The sequence below is a fragment of the Nocardia nepalensis genome (assembly GCF_048910785.1).
In the GTDB taxonomy this organism is placed as follows: domain Bacteria; phylum Actinomycetota; class Actinomycetes; order Mycobacteriales; family Mycobacteriaceae; genus Nocardia; species Nocardia nepalensis.
Window position 1 is genome coordinate 86,189 of sequence record NZ_JBKBET010000035.1, and the last position, 16,280, is coordinate 102,468.

Here is a 16,280-nt window from a genome sequence, read left to right on the forward strand (position 1 = left end):
CTCAGTCCAGCTGCGCGGTCGCGGTCGGGACGTCGGCGGCCGACTGCGCCAGCTCCTCGAATTCGACGATATTGTCGATCTCGAGTCCCATCGACACATTCGTCACGCGTTCGAGGATGACCTCGACGATCACCGGCACCCGGAATTCGGCCACCAGCTTCTTCGCCTCATCGAGGGCCGGACCGATCCATGCCGGATCGAATACCCGAATCGCCTTGCAGCCCAAGCCTTCTGCGACCTTGACGTGGTCGACGCCATAGCCGGCCAGCTCCGGGCTGTTGATGTTGTCGAAGGCCAGCTGCACGTAGTAGTCCATATCGAAGGCCCGCTGCGCCTGACGGATCAGGCCCAGGTACGAGTTGTTCACCACGACATGGATGTACGGGATGTTGAACTGCGCGCCGACGGCCAATTCCTCGATGAGGAACTGGAAGTCGTAGTCACCCGACAGCGCCACCACGGTGGATTCGGGATCGGCGGTGGCGACACCGATGGCCGCGGGCACGGTCCAGCCGAGTGGTCCGGCCTGACCCGCATTGATCCAGTGCCGCGGCCGGTAGACGTGCAGCAGCTGCGCCGCCTGGATCTGGGATAGGCCGATGGTGCTGACGTAGCGCACGTCGGGCCCGAACGCCTTGTTCATCTCCTCGTACACGCGCTGCGGTTTGATCGGCATATCGTCGAAGTGCGTCTTGCGCAGCCCCACCTGTTTCCGGTTGCGGCACTGCTCGGCCCACACACTGCGATCGGGCAGCCGCCCCGCCGCGGCGAGCTCTCGCGCGACCTCCACGAAGATCCGCAGCGCGGCGCCCGCGTCGGAGGTGATGCCGAAATCCGGTGCGAAGACGCGCCCGATCTGGGTCGGCTCGATATCGACGTGTACGAAGGTGCGGTCCTTGGTGTAGGTGTCCACACCGCCGGTATGCCGGTTGGCCCAACGGTTTCCGATGCCGAGCACGAAATCGGATTCGAGCAGGGTGGCATTGCCGTACCGATGCGAGGTCTGCAGCCCGACCATGCCCGCGTGCAGTGCGTGGTCGTCGGGAATCGTGCCCCAGCCCATCAGGGTCGGCACCACCGGAACACCGGTCAATTCGGCGAATTCGACCAGCAGCGCCGCGGCGTCGGCATTCACGATGCCTCCGCCAGCGACGATCAGCGGGCGCTGCGCCGCGTTCAACATCTCGATGGCCTTGACCGCCTGGGCCCGCGTCGCGGCCGGTCGGTGCACCTGCAGCGGCTCGTAGGTCTCGATGTCGAACTCGATTTCGGCTAGCTGCACATCGATCGGCAGATCGATCAGTACCGGCCCAGGACGGCCCTCACGCATCAGCCGGAAGGCCTTCTGGAAGGTGCCGGGCACCTGCGCGGGCTCCAGCACCGTCACCGCCCACTTGCTGACCGGCGCGGCGATCGAGGCGATATCGACGGCCTGGAAATCCTCCTTGTGCAGCTTCGCCACCGGCGCCTGACCGGTGATGCACAGGATCGGAATCGAGTCCGCGCTGGCGGAATACAGGCCGGTGATCATATCGGTGCCCGCAGGCCCCGAGGTACCGATGCAGACGCCGATATTGCCGGGCGTGGCACGGGTGTAGCCCTCGGCCATATGCGAGGCGGCCTCGACGTGGCGGGCCAGCACATGCTTGATGCCGCCGTGCGCGCGCATCGCGCTGTAGAAGGGGTTGATAGCGGCACCCGGCAAACCGAATGCCTGTGTCGCGCCTTCCTTTTCGAGGATCAGAACCGCGGCGTCCACGGTGCGCATGCGTGCCATGGTCAGTTCTCCCGGCCCGACAGCGCCTCGGTGACCTTCAGCAGCCCCGAGTGGTCCAGCGAGCCGTGGCCCATGGCGCGGGCGGCGGCGATCAACTGTGCGGTCAACGCGCCCATCGGGATCGACACCTCGGCGTCGCGGGCGGCCTGCAGGATGATGCCCATATCCTTGTGGTGCAGGTCGATTCGGAAGCCGGGCTTGAAGTCCCGCTGCAGCATGGACGCGCGCTTGAGCTCGAGGATCTTGCTGCCCGCGAGCCCGCCCGCCAGCACGTCGAGACCCTTGCCTGCGTCCGCGCCCAGGTTCTCCATCAGCAGGATCGCCTCGGCCACCAGCGCGTAGGTGCCGCCGACAACGAGCTGGTTGGCTGCCTTGACGACCTGACCTGCGCCGTTCGGGCCGACCAGTGCGAAGGTCTTGCCGACCGCCTCGAAAATCGGGGTGGCGGCCGCGAAGTCGGCCTCGGCGCCGCCGACCATGATCGACAGCGCGGCATTGATCGCGCCCGGTTCACCGCCGGAGACGGGGGCGTCGAGCACGCGCAGGTCCTTCTCGGCGCCCTGCTCGGCGGTCCAGCGCGCGGTCTTCGGCGTAATGGTGGAGAAGTCGATGTAGAGCGTGCCCGGGACGGCATGCACCAGGATATCGGCGAAGACCGCCTCCACGTGCTCGTCCTGGGGCAGCATGGTGATGACGATGTCCTTGTCTCGAACCGCCTCCGCGACACCGGAGGCGGTGGAGCCGCCCGCCGCCTTCAGCTTCTCGAGACCGGTGGGGCCGATGTCATAGCCGGTCACCTCGTGCCCGGCCGCGACCAAGTGGCCCGCCATCGGGCTGCCCATGATCCCCAGGCCGATAAAGCCGATCTTCAGCCCACCCGTCGCCCGGCCGCCACCCCTCACGGAATCGCTACGCGATGCTGCAGTCATTTCATCCACTTCCAATTCAGCTCGGGGTCTTTGTATTCGAGGCCGATCCAGCCGTCGTAGCCGCTGTCCGAAAGGGTTTCGAACAGCGCGGCGAAGTCGAGTTCGCCGGTGCCGGGACGACCGCGGCCGGGGTTGTCGGCGATCTGCACGTGGCCGATATGTGCCGCGTGCGTGCGGATTACCGAGTGCAACCCCTCGCCCATCCGCGCCAGGTGGTAGAGGTCGCACAGGAACCGCACATTCGGTGCACCGATCTGCTCGATGATCTGCACGGCGTGCGCGGCGCTCACGATCGGATAATCCGGCGATTCAAAGGAATTCAGCGCCTCTAGCAGTACGGTGGCGCCGATGCCGCGCGCCGCCTGTGCGGCCAGGCGCAGGTTCTCCAGCGCGAGTTCGTCCTGCTTCTGCGGGCTCTCGCCCTCGATGCGGTTGCCGTACAGGGCATTCAGCGCCCGGCAGCCGGTCTCCTCGGCGATGCCGACGGCCACATCGATATTGTCGCGGAACCGGGTAACCTCGCTCGGAATGGAGACCAGGCCGCGGCCCGCCGGAATCAGATCGATGAAGTTCAGCCCGACCAACTCCACACCGGCATCGTGGATCGCGCGGACGAACGCATCGATCTCCTTATCGCCCGGCGTCGGATCCTCCCCGAACGGCCACCAGAATTCGACCGCGTCGAATCCGGCCTGCTTTGCCGCGGCGGGCCGTTCGAGCAGCGGGAGTTCGGTGAACAGGATCGAGCAATTGACGTCGAATTTCGGGAAGGCAAGACCCCCGGCCTGATTACTCATTCAGCTCCTTCACGGTATTTCTTCCAGCTGCCGATGGCGGTGATGTCGATCAGCTCCGGATATGAGGTCGGTGGACGGCGCAACAGCATCGACAGGACCGAGCGGCCGTCCTCGAGTTCGATCGCACCGAGTTCGAGTTCGGGCGGTTCGGCTGGCAGCAGCCGCTGGCGCAGCACCTCCATGGGCACGTCGAAGAGTTCGCCGGAGATCGAGTCGCCGCCGTCGGCGGCGGGATCCAGACCCGGGAATCGGTTGCCGACCGAATAGAAACGATAACGCGGTGCGGTTTTCGCTTCCCCCGCGAAAGGCGCACCGTCCAGCAGATGATTGAGCGGCCCGCCACGCATGGCGGAGCCGTTCAGAAAAATCAACGGCATTCAGTGGTTCCTTTGTTCGCAATTTCGTCAATTATGTGGACCGACCGCACTGTCGGAATAGCGGTGATCAGCACGAAGCCGATCGGATATCCCGAAGTCGATTTCGTAGGATGCTCCAGCCCCCGGCTACCAGGTGGGGACCAGATCCCGATGGATCGGCCCCTCGCTGGTGGTGAGCGGCCGCGTCGAACCGCCACGGCGGATCGCGACGATCTCCGCGGCGATGGATACCGCCGTCTCCTCCGCGGTACGCGCGCCGAGATCCAGACCGATCGGCGAATGCAGTTGGGCCAGTTCCGATTCCGTTACTCCGGCGGCGCGCAGTCCAGCCATGCGGTCTTCGTGGGTGCGGCGGGAACCCATCGCGCCCACATAGGCCACCGGCAGTCGCAGCGCCACCTCGAGCAGTGGGATGTCGAACTTGGCGTCATGGGTCAGCACACACAGCACGGTGCGCGAATCGACCTGTGTGCGTGCGAGATAGCGGTCCGGCCATTGCACGACGACCTCGTCGGCATCCGGAAAACGCGCACGCGTGGCGAATACCGGGCGGGCATCACACACCGTGACGTGATATCCGAGGAACCGGCCGATCCTGGTGACGGCGGCCGCGAAATCGATGGCGCCGAACACGATCATGCGGGGCGGCGGTACGTAGGATTCCACGAAGACCGTGACTTCGCCTGCACCACAGCCGATCTCGCGCACACCGGTGACGCCGGTATCGAGCATCGCCCTGGCCTCGGCCACCACCACCTCGTCGAAGGCGGCGCCGACGGTCCACCACGAGCCGATCGCCATGACCGCACCGGTTTTCAGGTCCCGCACCAGCGCCACCGCCTCGTCGGTGCGCAGGATCGCCTCGATGGCGATCCGCTCGACCGCGGTGATCGGCTGGACGAAGACCTCGAGTTTGCCACCGCAGGTCAGCCCGACCGCGAAGGCGTCGTCATCGCTGTATCCGAAGGTTTCGCGCACCGGCTGGCCGGTGCGCAGGACCTCACGGCAGAGCTCGTAGACCGCGCCTTCGACACAGCCACCGGAGATGCTTCCGATGACAATGCCGTCGGCGTCGACCGCCAGCGCCGCACCGGGCGGCCGCGGGGCACTGCCGGTGACGCCGATAACGGTCGCAACGGCGTAATCCTTGTCCGCCGCATGCCATTTGCGAAGTTCTGCCGTGAGGTCGCGCATGGTGCTATCCGCCCAGGAGTAGTTCGATGGCCGAGATGCCGAAGTAGCCGGCGAAGACGAGGCTCACCACCCCGATCAGCCAATGGATTTCACGGAACTTGCCGCGCGCCAGCTTGATCACCACGTACGCGATGAGGCCAGCGCCGACACCGTTGGTGATCGAGTAGGTGAACGGCATCAGCACGATCGTCAGGAAGGCGGGTACCGCCACTTCCAGGTCGTTCCAGTCGATCTTGCGGGCCTGGGTCATCATCAGCGCACCGACGATCACCAGCGCCGGAGCAGCGGCCTGGATCGGCACGACGGCGGCGAGCGGGGTGAAAAACACTGCGAGACAGAACAACCCGCCGGTCACCAGGCTGGTCAGGCCGGTGCGGGCGCCCTCACCGACACCCGTCGCGGACTCGACGTACACGGTGTTCCCCGCGCCGCCGCTGACACCGCCGATGATCTGGGCGACACCGTCGATGGTCAGGACCTTGCCGATGCCCGGCATGGTGCCCTTCTCATCGAGCAGTCCGGCCTCGTCGCAGACGCCGAAAACCGTTCCCATGGCGTCGAAGAACCCGGTCAGCACCAGGGTGAACAGCACAACTCCGGCAACCAGCCCGCCCGCCTCGGCGAATCCGCCGAAGAGGTCGATGTGCAGGGCCAGCCCGAAATCGGGGGCGGCGAACAAGCCCTTCGGCTTCTCCGGCACCACCGGCCCCCAGGTCTGCGGGTCGATCTCGGCGAGTGCGTTGACGATGATGGCGAGCACCGTGGAGATGGCGATGCTGATCAGAATCGCACCGGGCACCCTGCGGATGAACAGCGCCAGCATTATCAGCAGGCCGACCGCGAAAACCACTACCGGCCAGCCGGATAGATGACCACCGGCCCCGAGGGTGACCGGCGGGCCGGTCTGCGCGCCGTGTCCGACCACCCCGGCCGAGACCAGGCCGATCATGGCGATGAACATGCCGATCCCGACGCCGATGGCGTTCTTGAGACCGAGCGGGATGGCGTTGATGATCATGGTTCGCAGGCCGGTCGCGGCCAGGATCACGATGATCACGCCCATCAGGACCACCAAACCCATGGTCTGCGGCCAGGTCATATGTGGTGCGGCCTGGAAGGCGACCACCGGAACCACACCCAGTCCAGCGGCGAGTGCCAGTGGCACATTGCCGGCCACACCCATCACGATGGTGCTGAGTCCCGCGGAAAACGCGGTGGCCGTGGTGAGTTGAGCGATGCTCAGCTTGTCACCGTTGACATCCGCGACGCCGCCGAGAATCAGCGGCACCAATAGGATGACGTAGGCCATTGCGACGAAAGTGGTGATACCGCCACGGATTTCGCGGGAAACGGTGGTTCGGCGTTCGCTCAGCCGGAAGAACCGGTCGAGCGCAGACCTTCCTGCTACCGGCTCTGGTGTGCTGGGCTTGGTCTGTATCTGGGTCATTGGCGTGCCCTCCTCGGGGCGTAGCCGACCTACGGTCCGGCGGCTGTCCTGTTATGGATTCGGGGCCGGACCGCGCGGTTCGGGTACTGCTGTTGTGGAGTCTGTCCAGTCCACTGTTCGGTTCGGACTGGCTGCCCCTGTTGATCAACTGCTCCGGATGATGTCTTCCGGTCGCACCGGCACTCGGTTGATGTGCACGTTTCCACCCCGCGATCGGCAGGCGTCACGGATCGCCGCGGCGATCGCGGGGGTAGAGGAGAGCGTGGGCGGCTCTCCGGCGCCGCGCAGCCCATAGGGGGCGTGCGGATCGGCATTCTCGAGAATCTCCAGCCGCTGTGACGGCGTATCGAGAATCGTCGGGATCAGGTAGTCGGTGAAGGACGGGTTGCGCACCTTACCGTCTTTGACCTGGATTTCCTCCATGACCGCCAGGCCGAGCCCCTGGACGGAGCCGCCGTGGATCTGGCCCTCCAGCGAGAGGCGGTTCATGATCTTGCCCACGTCCTGGACCGCGTCCAGGGAGACGACCTTGACCAGGCCGAGGTCTGTGTCCACGTCCACCACGGCGCGGTGTACGCAGAGAGCCAGCTGAGTGTGGCTATTTCCTTGTCCCGTAACGGGATCCATACCGGTGGTCCGCCGGTGGTGGTACTCGCGAGTCTCTTCGATAGCCCCCTCATCCAGGACATCGACGATCGCCGCGAGCACCTCCCCCGTGCGCGAAACCACCTTGCCGCCAACCAGTCTCAGTCCAGACGAGGCACCGAACTTGGCCTGGGCCAGGCCGAGTACGCGCTGGCGCACGGCTTCACAAGCCGCCTTCACCGCGCCACCGGTCATATAGGTCTGCCGGGAAGCGGACGAGGAGCCGGCGTCGCCGACCTGGTTATCGGCCGGGTGAATGGTGACCCGTTCGATTCCGAGTTCGGTCCGCGCGATCTGCGCCTCCACCGTCACCAGCCCCTGGCCGACCTCGGCGGCTGCGGTGTGCACCAGCGCAACCGGTTCTCCCGCAATGACTTCCAGCCGCACTCGGGCGGTGGAGTAGTCGTCGAAGGCCTCGGAGAAGCAGATGTTCTTGATGCCGACGCCGTAGCCGACACCACGCACCACTCCCTCACCGTGAGTGGTCTGCGATGCGCCGCCGGGCAGATTCCGGATATCCGAGGCGTCCAGCTCGGGAGGCATCGGCATATCGCGCAGCTGCCCGAGCATTTCGGCCATCGGCGTCGGCGCGTGCAGCACCTGACCGGTCGCCAGCTTGGAACCCTGTGACACCGCATTGATCTGGCGCACGTGCACCGGATCGAGATCCAGCGCCTCGGCGACCTTGTCCATCATCGACTCGTGCGCGAAACAGGCCTGTACCGCGCCGAATCCGCGCATCGCACCGCACGGCGGGTTATTGGTGTAGACGCCGTAGGCGTCGATCTCGATATGCGGGATCTCGTACGGCCCCACCGCGAGCGAGGACGCGTTACCGGTCACATTCAGCGTCGCCGAGGTGTACGCGCCACCGTCGAGGACAATGAGAACCTTTGCGTAGGTGAGCTTTCCGGCAGCATTGGCACCGTATTCATAGAGCATCTTCGCGGGGTGCCGGTGCACGTGTCCGAAGAACGACTCCTCGCGGTTGTACACCATCTTGACGGGCTTGCCGGTGTGCATGGCCAGCATGCCCGCGTGGATCTGCATGGACAGGTCCTCGCGACCACCGAAGGCTCCGCCGACACCGGCCATGGTCATCCGGATCTGGTCGTCGGCCAGGCCGAGGCATGGCCCGATCTGGGACAGATCATTGTGCATCCACTGGGTGGCGACGTAGAAGTCGAGCCCGCCGTCCTCGGCCGGAATCACCAGGCCGGATTCGGGGCCGAGGAATGCCTGGTCTTGGATGCCGACCTCGTATTCCTCGGTGACCACCACGGTGGCCAGCGCGCGGCCCACGGTGATATCGCCGACGCGCACCGGCTGATGCCGGGCGATACCGCCGCGCTCCTGCACCGCGAGCCGCTTCGGGGCCGAGAGCACCGCCATCGGATCGGTAATGGGTTCCAATACCTCCCAATCGATTTCGATGGCGTCGAGGGCGCGCCGAGCGATCTCGGGGTGGTCGGCGGCGACCAGGGCGATGGGCTCACCGTGGTGGCGCACCTCGCCGATGGCCAGGACCGGCTGATCCCAGGTGTGGTCGAGGCCGTACATCTTGCGGCCGGGCACATCCTCATGGGTCAGCACGGCGTGCACACCGGTCATGGCCAGTGCGGGCGCGATATCGATACTGCGGATAATCGCGCGCGGATGCGGGCTGCGCAGGGTCGCGCCCCACAGCATGCCATCCATCCACAGGTCCGACGCGTAGGCGAATTCGCCCTTCACCTTGAGGGTGCCGTCGGGGCGCAGCGGGCTCTCGCCGATGCCGCCCTTACCCGGCGCGGCAACCTCTTCGGGGAAGCGGGTGGTCCGTGGGACAGTCATCATGCCTCCTGTCGCATCAGCCGTTTGCGGGCCACGAGACCGGCCTGACCGACGACATCCTGTGCGACGGTACGCAATTCGTCGTTTTCCACGACGGTGCGCCCGCCGACGAGCAGCCGGGCCAGCGGCGGTGTCGGTCCGAAGACCAAGGAGCAGACCGGATCCTCGATCGCCGAGCGAAATCCGTCGACCCGCCAGATGGCGAGGTCGGCGAGTTTGCCGGGTTCGATACTGCCGATCTCGTTGTGGCGGCCGAGATTACGAGCACCACCGAGGGTGCCGATCTCGAGCGCCTGGCGCGCGGTGAAGGCGGTCGGGCCGCTGACCGCGCGCTGGAACAGCATGGCCTGCCGCATTTCCCCGGCCATCGACGTCAGTTCGCTCGATGCCGCACCGTCCACGCCGAGGCCTACCGGCGCACCGGCGGCGACCAGATCGCTGACGCGGGCGATACCCGCACCAAGGCGGGCGTTCGAGGTCGGGCAATGCGCCGAGCCGCTGCCGGTTTCGGCGAAGCGACGGATATCGGCGTCGTGCAGATGCACCGCGTGGGCGAACCAGACATCCTCACCGAGCCAGCCGAGCTTTTCCATATATTCGACGGGGGTGCAGCCCATCTGCTCGATGCAGTGCTCTTCCTCGTCGAGCGTTTCGGCGAGATGGGTATGCAGCCGGACGCCTTTGGCACGCGCCAGGGTGGCGGAGTCGACCATCAGGCCCTCGCTCACCGAGAACGGCGAACAGGGCGCGACGGCGACCCGCAGCATCGAATCGAACGACGGATCGTGGTAGGTATCGATGACTTCGGCTGTGTGGGCGAGGATTTCGTCGCGGCTCTCCACCACCTCGTCCGGCGGCAGACCGCCGTCCTTCTGCCCGCGGTCCATCGAGCCGCGGCACGGGTGGAAGCGCAGGCCGATCTCGCTGGCCGCACGCACCTCGGCCGCGAACAGGTCGCCGCGCCCCTTCGGGAAGATGTAGTGGTGGTCGCTGCTGGTGGTGCAGCCGGTCAGCGCCAGCCAGCCCAGGCCGGCGGAGGCGGCGCCGTAGACGACATCGGCGTCCATGCGCGCCCAGGTGCGGTAGAGGCCGGTCAGCCATTCGAACAGAGTCGAATCCTGGAACAGGCCCTGGCTGGCCCACTGGTAGAGATGGTGGTGGGTGTTGACCAGGCCCGGGGTCACCAAACAGCCGGTGCCGTCGATCTTTTCGGCACCGGGCACGATCGGTGCCGGTCCTGCGCCGAGGGCATCGATGCGGCCGTCGGAGATGACGACGTATCCGGACGCGATCTCGTCACCGACAACCGGCGCGATGTACGCGTTCTCGATAACGGTCTTGCGCCCACCCGTCACCCGACCGCCACCCCTCACCGAATCGCTTGGCGATGCTGTATGCCTACCCGTCACCCGACCGCCGCCCCTCACCGAATCGCTTCGCGATGCTGTATTCATTTGCCCGCCTTACGTGCCGCGGCCAGTCGTACCGCGTCGAGGATCTTCTCGTATCCCGTACAACGGCAGAGGTTTCCGGCGAGCGCCTCGCGGATCTCCACATCGGAGGGATCGGGATTGCGTTCGATGAGATCGTGCGCCTGCACGATGAGACCCGGTGTGCAGAAACCACACTGGACCGCACCGGCCTCGACGAACGCCTCCTGCATCGGATCGAGCTTCGCGCCCTTGGCCAGGCCCTCGACCGTGCGCACCGAGCGATCCTGCACCTGACCAGCGGCCACCAGACAGGAGCACACCGGGGTGCCATCCAAATAGACTGTGCACGAACCGCATTCGCCTTGCTCGCAGGCGTTCTTGGAACCGGGCAGGCCCATCCGCTCGCGGAGCATATACAGGAGGCTCTCGCCCTCCCACACATCGTCGACGGTCTCTTGCGAGCCGTTGACGTCGAAGGTCACCCGCATCAGGCCGCCCTCCTTCTTTCTGCTAGGTAGTCCGTCCAGGCCCAGGACAGGGTGCGGCGGGCCAGCACCGTCAGGGCATGTTTGCGGTATTCCGCGGTGCCGCGGACGTCATCGATCGGCTTTGCGGCGGCCGAGGCCAGCTCGCCGAATTCGCGGACGACATCGAAAGGCAAGGGGGCCGGGTCATCCCAGTTCAGCGTCTCGGCGAGGAACTGCTCGGCCGTCGCGGCGCGCAGCGGCGTCGGGCCGGCGGAACCGATGCCGGTGCCGACCGTGCGGGAGTCGGGGTGCAGCGCGATCGAGAACGCGCAGACCGCGATCACCATGGCATTGCGGGTGCCGACCTTCGAGAAGTACTGCGGTCCCGTCGCGGGCGCGATCCAGATGGCGCGGATCAGCTCGTCGGGCGCGAGCGCGTTCTTCTTCACCCACACGTAGAAGTCGTCGATCGGGATCAGGCGGGTGCCGCGCGCGGCGGATTCCACCTCGATCACCGCATTGCTCGCCAGCAGTGCCGGATGGGCGTCACCGGCTGGGGACGCGCCGCCGAGATTGCCGCCGACCGTGCCGCGGTTGCGGATCTGCGGCGAACCGACCGTGCGCGAGGCCTGGGCCAGGCCGGGCAGCTGGTGGCCGAGCCGGTTGATGATGCGCACGTAGGGAACGCCCGCGCCGATTCGGATGCGGCCGTTGGGCTCTGTCGAGTAATCGAACAGGTCGCGACAGCGGTTCAGATCGAGCAATGCCGCCGGACGGCCGTGATCGAAGTTCATCTCGACCATGACGTCGGTGCCGCCCTGGATGGGTTTGGCCTCCGGGTTGGCGGCCTTCAGCTCCAGCGCCTCCGCCCAGGTATCGGGTCGTAGAAAATCCATCGTCACTCCCAAGCCGGTCCGGGCACGGGGGCGTCCTCGGTGAGTACGGTGCCCTCGATGAGGCCGTAGGGGCGGTCGGCGGCGAAGAACACCTCGTTGTCGTTCTCCAGTCCGAAGCCGGACAGATCGACGACGAAGTGGTGCTTATTCGGCAGTGACAGCCGGACCTCGCAGACCTCGGGGACCGCACTGATCACCCGGTCGCCCATGGCGTAGAGGGTCTGCTGCAGCGAATAGCTATAGGTGTCGGCGAATGCCTCGAGCAGCGCGCCGCGGACCTCGCGGTAGGCCTTGTCCCAGTCGCCCGGTTCGCTCGCGAAGCGCCATTCCGCATTGACCTCGGTGGCCAGCACGCGGTCGTAGGCCTCCTGCAGCGTCGTGTACTTGTCCTTGATGTAGCCGTGGAACTCCGAGCCGGTGGAGTTGAGCACCACCAGACCCGTCAAACCCGATACCACCCAGGCGTTTTCGCCGTCGTAGTGCACCCGTGCGGTGCGCGTCTCCTGACCCGAGCGCACGAACGAGTGCTGCTCGTCGCCGGGTCCGACCACGATGCGCTCCCAGGCATACTCCTCCAGGGAGACCCGCGCGTGGTGGATGGGCGGCTGCGAATCGACGAAATGCCTTGCCAGCAGCAGACCGAACGCCTCCGGGGAGGTGATGCCGTGCTCCTTGGCGAAGGCGAACACCGTGTTCTTCTGGGTGTCGGTCGGCAGGACCGTCGCGTTGTCACCGGTCAGGTGGACCTCGTCCATGTCACCGGATAACGCCACACCGACGTTCAGATCTCGGATCTCGTGGACGCCACCGGTTTTCGTCACGCGGACGACCCGGTTTTCCGCTTTGCCGTATCTATTCGGCCCGAGCTTGATCGACATTGTTCAGCTACCTCGGTAGGTCGAGTAGGAATAGGGACTGAGCAGCAGCGGCACGTGGTAGTGCTCGGCTGGGTCGGTGACGCGGAAGTCGATGGTCACCGACGGGTAGAACGGGCTGAGGTCACCGGTATCGAAAATCAGCCGGTGCGTACCGATTTCGGGTGCGGGCAGATCCTTGACGCGCCCGTCCTCGTCGGTGCGGCGCTCGGCGAGCACGGTGCCGTCAGCTTTTTCCAGCCGCACCGGCAGGCCTGACGCCGGGCGACCGGAGGCCGCGTCGAGCACGTGGGTGGACAGACTCACCTGTCCTCCAACAGCTTTCGAATCCGCAACCGGGTGATATCGGCGAGTTCGCGTTGCGTCGTGATGCGTTCACCCTCGGCGGTATTCGCCAGCCGCCTGCGCAGTTCGGCGCGGATCTGCTCTGCGCTGCGGCCCGAGGCGCGGATCAGGAAGACGTGTCCGAACCGCTGTTCGTAGGCCAGGTTGCCTGCGGCGATGTCATCGAGGACCTGCTGGTCGGCGCTCGCGGTCCCCGACTGCTCACCCGCGGACCACTTCGCCTCGCGCTCGTGCGTGCCCGCCTTCGCGCGGTCGCCGATGCGCGGATGCGCCGAGAGCGCCTCCTCGATATCCGGCCAACTCAGCTCCCGCACCCCGGCGACCGCGGCGGCCATCAGGCTCGCGCTGTCCACATACGGCCGATGCGCCGCCACCTTCTGCGCCCAGACATATGAGGCACAGCAGGTCAACAGTTCCGCCTCGGCCTGGTCCGGTGGCAGCGAGTTGAGCCATCCGATCTCACCTGACATCCGATCTCCCATCGAGCTTGTTCCGGCGACGGGAGTAAGTACACCTGCCGGTCATCTGCGCTGCTAGGAACCAGAAATCTGAAGTGTGGGCCAGTTCACAGGGGCCTATTTGTGTGAATATCCAAAGCGTTTCCGGGGCCCTCAGGATTGGCTGTTAGCCTCGGCAACTGTGCGACTTAGATCACTTCTCACCATGAACCTCGGTCTCGAGCTCGTCACCGGCGACGACGAGCTCGACCGGTTCGTGCGGTGGGTAGTGACCACGGACATGCTCGATCCGAGCCGCTATCTCTCCGGCGGTGAGCTGGTGCTGACCGGGCTGCAATGGCGGATTTCCCCGGAGGACAGCGAGACCTTTGTCCGCGCGCTGGCCCGGGCCGGAGTCGCCGGACTCGCCGCTGGTGACGCCCGTTACGGCGGTGCGCCGCCCGACGTCGTCGAGGCCTGTCAGCGGCACCGGATACCGCTGTTCCGTGTCCCTGAGGATGTCGCGTTCGCCCAGGTCACCGAGACGTTGACCCGGAATTTGTCGACCGGGCGCGCTGCCGACCTGACCGCGATTCTCGACCGCCACCGGCAGCTCGTTTCGGGTACCGGTCTGGGGTCTGTGCTGGAGTTGATCGAGCGCGACCTGGATATGCGATGCTGGGTCGTCTCGTCGACCGGACGAGTGGTCGCCGGACCCGTTTCGCTGCCGCCGGTCGAGGTCACGGCCGCTTTCTTGAATGCCCGCCGCCTCCCCCACGTGCTGGTTCAGGACAAGGCGCGCTACTCACTGTTCGCCGTCGACGAGCACAGCACCTCCCGTGCGGCCGACTGGTTCCTGGTCTTCGAGGGCGACTGCAAGGACTGGCCGGAAGAACGCCGCGCGCTGACCGGCGAACTCGCCGCCGTCGTCTCCCTCGAACGCGCGCGCCTCGATGACCGCCAAAGCGCCGAAGGCCGCCTGGCCCAGGAACTCATCGAACTCATCGTCTCCGATGCCAAACCCGCCGAGATCATCTCCCGCCTCGAACTGACCGGCCTCGGCCCCGCCGAAACCTATATCGCGGTAGCCGCAGGCGCGGATGCCTTGCGCCCCGGCGAATTACGCGTCCTGCTCCGCGAAATCCTTTACGGCAAAAGGCCGGCCGCAGGCGTGGTCGACGGCGAAGCCATCGCCCTCATACCCGCCGACCCCAACGGCGCCATCCTCGCCGAAATCCACCGCGCCGTAGCCGCTTTGGAGCCCGGCCTACAGGGCGCCCACCTATCGATCGGCGTCAGCGGCATAGTCGACGGCGAAGGCCTGCGCGGCGCCGTAGAAGAAGCCCGCTACGCCCGCCGCCTAGCCGCCGACCGCCCCACCCCCACCAGCGTCGTGGGCCACGACGAACTGGCCACCCACATGCTCCTGCTGGCCAGCGTCCCCGACGAAGTCCGCCGCATGTTCCGCCTACGCCTGCTCGACCCATTGAGCAGCTATGACCAAGAAAACCGCGCCGACCTGGTCCACACCTTGGAAACCTTCCTCCAGGTCTCGGGTTCCTGGACCAAATGCGCCGAACTACTCCACGTCCACGTCAACACCCTGCGCTACCGCATCCAACGCATCGAAGAACTAACCGGCCGAGATTTATCCCGCCTAGAAGACCGCGTCGACTTCTTCCTCGCCTTGGCCCTGCGCTGAACGACGCTGCGCCCCCGCCTCGGTCAGTGTGCTCTCGACTGCCGCCTTGGTGCCGATACCGAACAGCTCTTCGCGCAGCTGGGCCGGGGTTTGCCCGAACTGCCGTTGGAATGCCTCTCGGAACCTCTTTGTCGTGGTGAAGCCCACCTCGGAGGCGATCCGATCTATGTCGATGGGCTGTGCAGTAGACAATCGCTGACGTGCGAGGTCGAGGCGGATCTTGCGCAGCATCGCGCCCGGTGTGATGTCGTCGGTCGACTTCAACACGGTGTGCAGCGTCTTCAGGGACATCCCGCACATTTCGGCGATGGCTTCCGGCGTCACCGTGGGGTCGCTCGCCTTCTGCGCTATGAGAATACGTGCGCGTTGAGCGTTCTTCGCGCGTTCAATATCCTTCTTGGTTCCGCTCAGCGTGACGGCTCGGTTCGGAGTGAGTGCCCCCTCGAGTAGCGTCAGCGCACTGGAAAATGTGAAGGTGAAATCTACTGTGTTCCACTGTTCCTTCTCGTCGGCGAGCTGACGGACCACTTTATCCAACGCGCGCACGACGGGCCGCGTCTCATCCAGTGCGAGCGGGGCGTCTTCGGGGCGTTCGATACGGATCGATCTTTCGGGGACAGTCATGATCAACGCACGAATTGTCTCGTCGTGCGTCATGTACATAGGGCTGCCCCAGTGGAAAAGGGCGATTCTTCCTGGGTGGAATATTTCCTTGGAATCACCTTGTGCGAGTTTGAAACTCCCTTCCAGCGGGATGAGGAGTCGGTAGCCGTAGTCGCCGTCGCCGCGCACATCTCGTTGCGAGCGTTGGTAGTCGAGAGCGCCGGACTCGAATCCGACGACCTGGAATTCACCGACGCTCTGGCCGAGCGCTGATGAGCTGAAGTCGTCGTCGTGGAAGGCGAGCCCGACCGTCCCCTGCCAGGTATGGAGCCAGTCGTGCCAGCGCGCGGCCCGGTCGGCCTGCGACTCTGCATCGCGGATCTCGAAAGGGACTTGCCGGTATTCCGGATCGGCCATGCCGCAACCCCTTTCGCGCACCACCGCAAGCTACAAACTGACCACAAACTTACAAGAAGATCGTCGAGGTACCGGGCTCGGCGACAGGGCATCCGGTGATGTGGTC

General features: G+C 65.8%; 15 protein-coding genes. 1 reads left to right on the top strand and 14 read right to left on the bottom strand.

Annotated elements, in window-relative coordinates; translation table 11 throughout:
- Window position 1 precedes the first annotated feature (1 nt).
- From gcl to uraD, 13 genes are all read right to left on the bottom strand, one after another.
- On the bottom strand, window positions 2-1,777 hold the full coding sequence (gcl, locus tag ACHQ4I_RS29030; protein WP_420775048.1) for a glyoxylate carboligase: 1,776 nt from the start codon (window positions 1,775-1,777) through the stop codon (window positions 2-4).
- Between the two features lie 2 nt (window positions 1,778-1,779).
- Complete coding sequence (locus tag ACHQ4I_RS29035; RefSeq protein ID WP_420775049.1) at window positions 1,780-2,706, bottom strand: NAD(P)-dependent oxidoreductase; 927 nt, start codon at window positions 2,704-2,706, stop codon at window positions 1,780-1,782.
- Entirely contained in the window at window positions 2,703-3,503 is an 801-nt protein-coding gene (locus tag ACHQ4I_RS29040; protein ID WP_420775050.1) for a hydroxypyruvate isomerase family protein, read from the bottom strand. Before ACHQ4I_RS29040 ends, ACHQ4I_RS29035 begins: the two co-directional genes overlap by 4 nt.
- Complete coding sequence (locus ACHQ4I_RS29045; RefSeq protein ID WP_420775051.1) at window positions 3,500-3,880, bottom strand: allophanate hydrolase-related protein; 381 nt, start codon at window positions 3,878-3,880, stop codon at window positions 3,500-3,502. Before ACHQ4I_RS29045 ends, ACHQ4I_RS29040 begins: the two co-directional genes overlap by 4 nt.
- A 126-nt stretch (window positions 3,881-4,006) precedes the next feature.
- The gene (locus ACHQ4I_RS29050; protein ID WP_420775052.1) at window positions 4,007-5,074 is read right to left on the bottom strand and encodes an XdhC family protein; all 1,068 of its coding nucleotides are present in this window, start codon (window positions 5,072-5,074) and stop codon (window positions 4,007-4,009) included.
- A gap of 4 nt (window positions 5,075-5,078) precedes the next feature.
- Window positions 5,079-6,521 carry an NCS2 family permease gene (locus ACHQ4I_RS29055; RefSeq protein ID WP_420775053.1) on the bottom strand — a complete coding sequence of 481 codons (1,443 nt, stop codon included), beginning with the start codon at window positions 6,519-6,521 and terminating at the stop codon, window positions 5,079-5,081.
- A gap of 144 nt (window positions 6,522-6,665) precedes the next feature.
- Window positions 6,666-8,999 (bottom strand): xanthine dehydrogenase family protein molybdopterin-binding subunit, encoded by a 2,334-nt coding sequence (locus ACHQ4I_RS29060; RefSeq protein WP_420775054.1) that lies wholly within the window; start codon window positions 8,997-8,999, stop codon window positions 6,666-6,668.
- Window positions 8,999-10,354: an 8-oxoguanine deaminase gene (locus ACHQ4I_RS29065; protein WP_420775055.1), complete on the bottom strand. Its 1,356-nt coding sequence runs from the start codon at window positions 10,352-10,354 to the stop codon at window positions 8,999-9,001. Before ACHQ4I_RS29065 ends, ACHQ4I_RS29060 begins: the two co-directional genes overlap by 1 nt.
- A gap of 95 nt (window positions 10,355-10,449) precedes the next feature.
- Entirely contained in the window at window positions 10,450-10,920 is a 471-nt protein-coding gene (locus tag ACHQ4I_RS29070; RefSeq protein ID WP_420775056.1) for a (2Fe-2S)-binding protein, read from the bottom strand.
- Window positions 10,920-11,795, bottom strand: a complete 876-nt coding sequence (locus ACHQ4I_RS29075; RefSeq protein WP_420775057.1) for an FAD binding domain-containing protein — start codon at window positions 11,793-11,795, stop codon at window positions 10,920-10,922. Before ACHQ4I_RS29075 ends, ACHQ4I_RS29070 begins: the two co-directional genes overlap by 1 nt.
- Before the next feature lie 2 nt (window positions 11,796-11,797).
- Window positions 11,798-12,673: a factor-independent urate hydroxylase gene (pucL, locus tag ACHQ4I_RS29080; protein WP_420775058.1), complete on the bottom strand. Its 876-nt coding sequence runs from the start codon at window positions 12,671-12,673 to the stop codon at window positions 11,798-11,800.
- Between the two features lie 3 nt (window positions 12,674-12,676).
- Window positions 12,677-12,976 (bottom strand): hydroxyisourate hydrolase, encoded by a 300-nt coding sequence (uraH, locus tag ACHQ4I_RS29085; RefSeq protein ID WP_420775059.1) that lies wholly within the window; start codon window positions 12,974-12,976, stop codon window positions 12,677-12,679.
- Window positions 12,973-13,485, bottom strand: coding sequence for a 2-oxo-4-hydroxy-4-carboxy-5-ureidoimidazoline decarboxylase (uraD, locus tag ACHQ4I_RS29090; protein WP_420775060.1), 513 nt, complete (start codon window positions 13,483-13,485; stop codon window positions 12,973-12,975). The genes uraH and uraD overlap by 4 nt, the downstream gene beginning before the upstream one ends.
- A 193-nt stretch (window positions 13,486-13,678) precedes the next feature.
- Between uraD and ACHQ4I_RS29095 the strand changes: the two genes are divergently transcribed.
- On the top strand, window positions 13,679-15,154 hold the full coding sequence (locus ACHQ4I_RS29095) for a PucR family transcriptional regulator (protein WP_420775061.1): 1,476 nt from the start codon (window positions 13,679-13,681) through the stop codon (window positions 15,152-15,154).
- Here the strand turns inward: ACHQ4I_RS29095 and ACHQ4I_RS29100 are convergent.
- Entirely contained in the window at window positions 15,110-16,174 is a 1,065-nt protein-coding gene (locus tag ACHQ4I_RS29100) for an AraC family transcriptional regulator (protein ID WP_420775062.1), read from the bottom strand. The genes ACHQ4I_RS29095 and ACHQ4I_RS29100 overlap by 45 nt on opposite strands.
- Window positions 16,175-16,280: the final 106 nt, after the last annotated feature.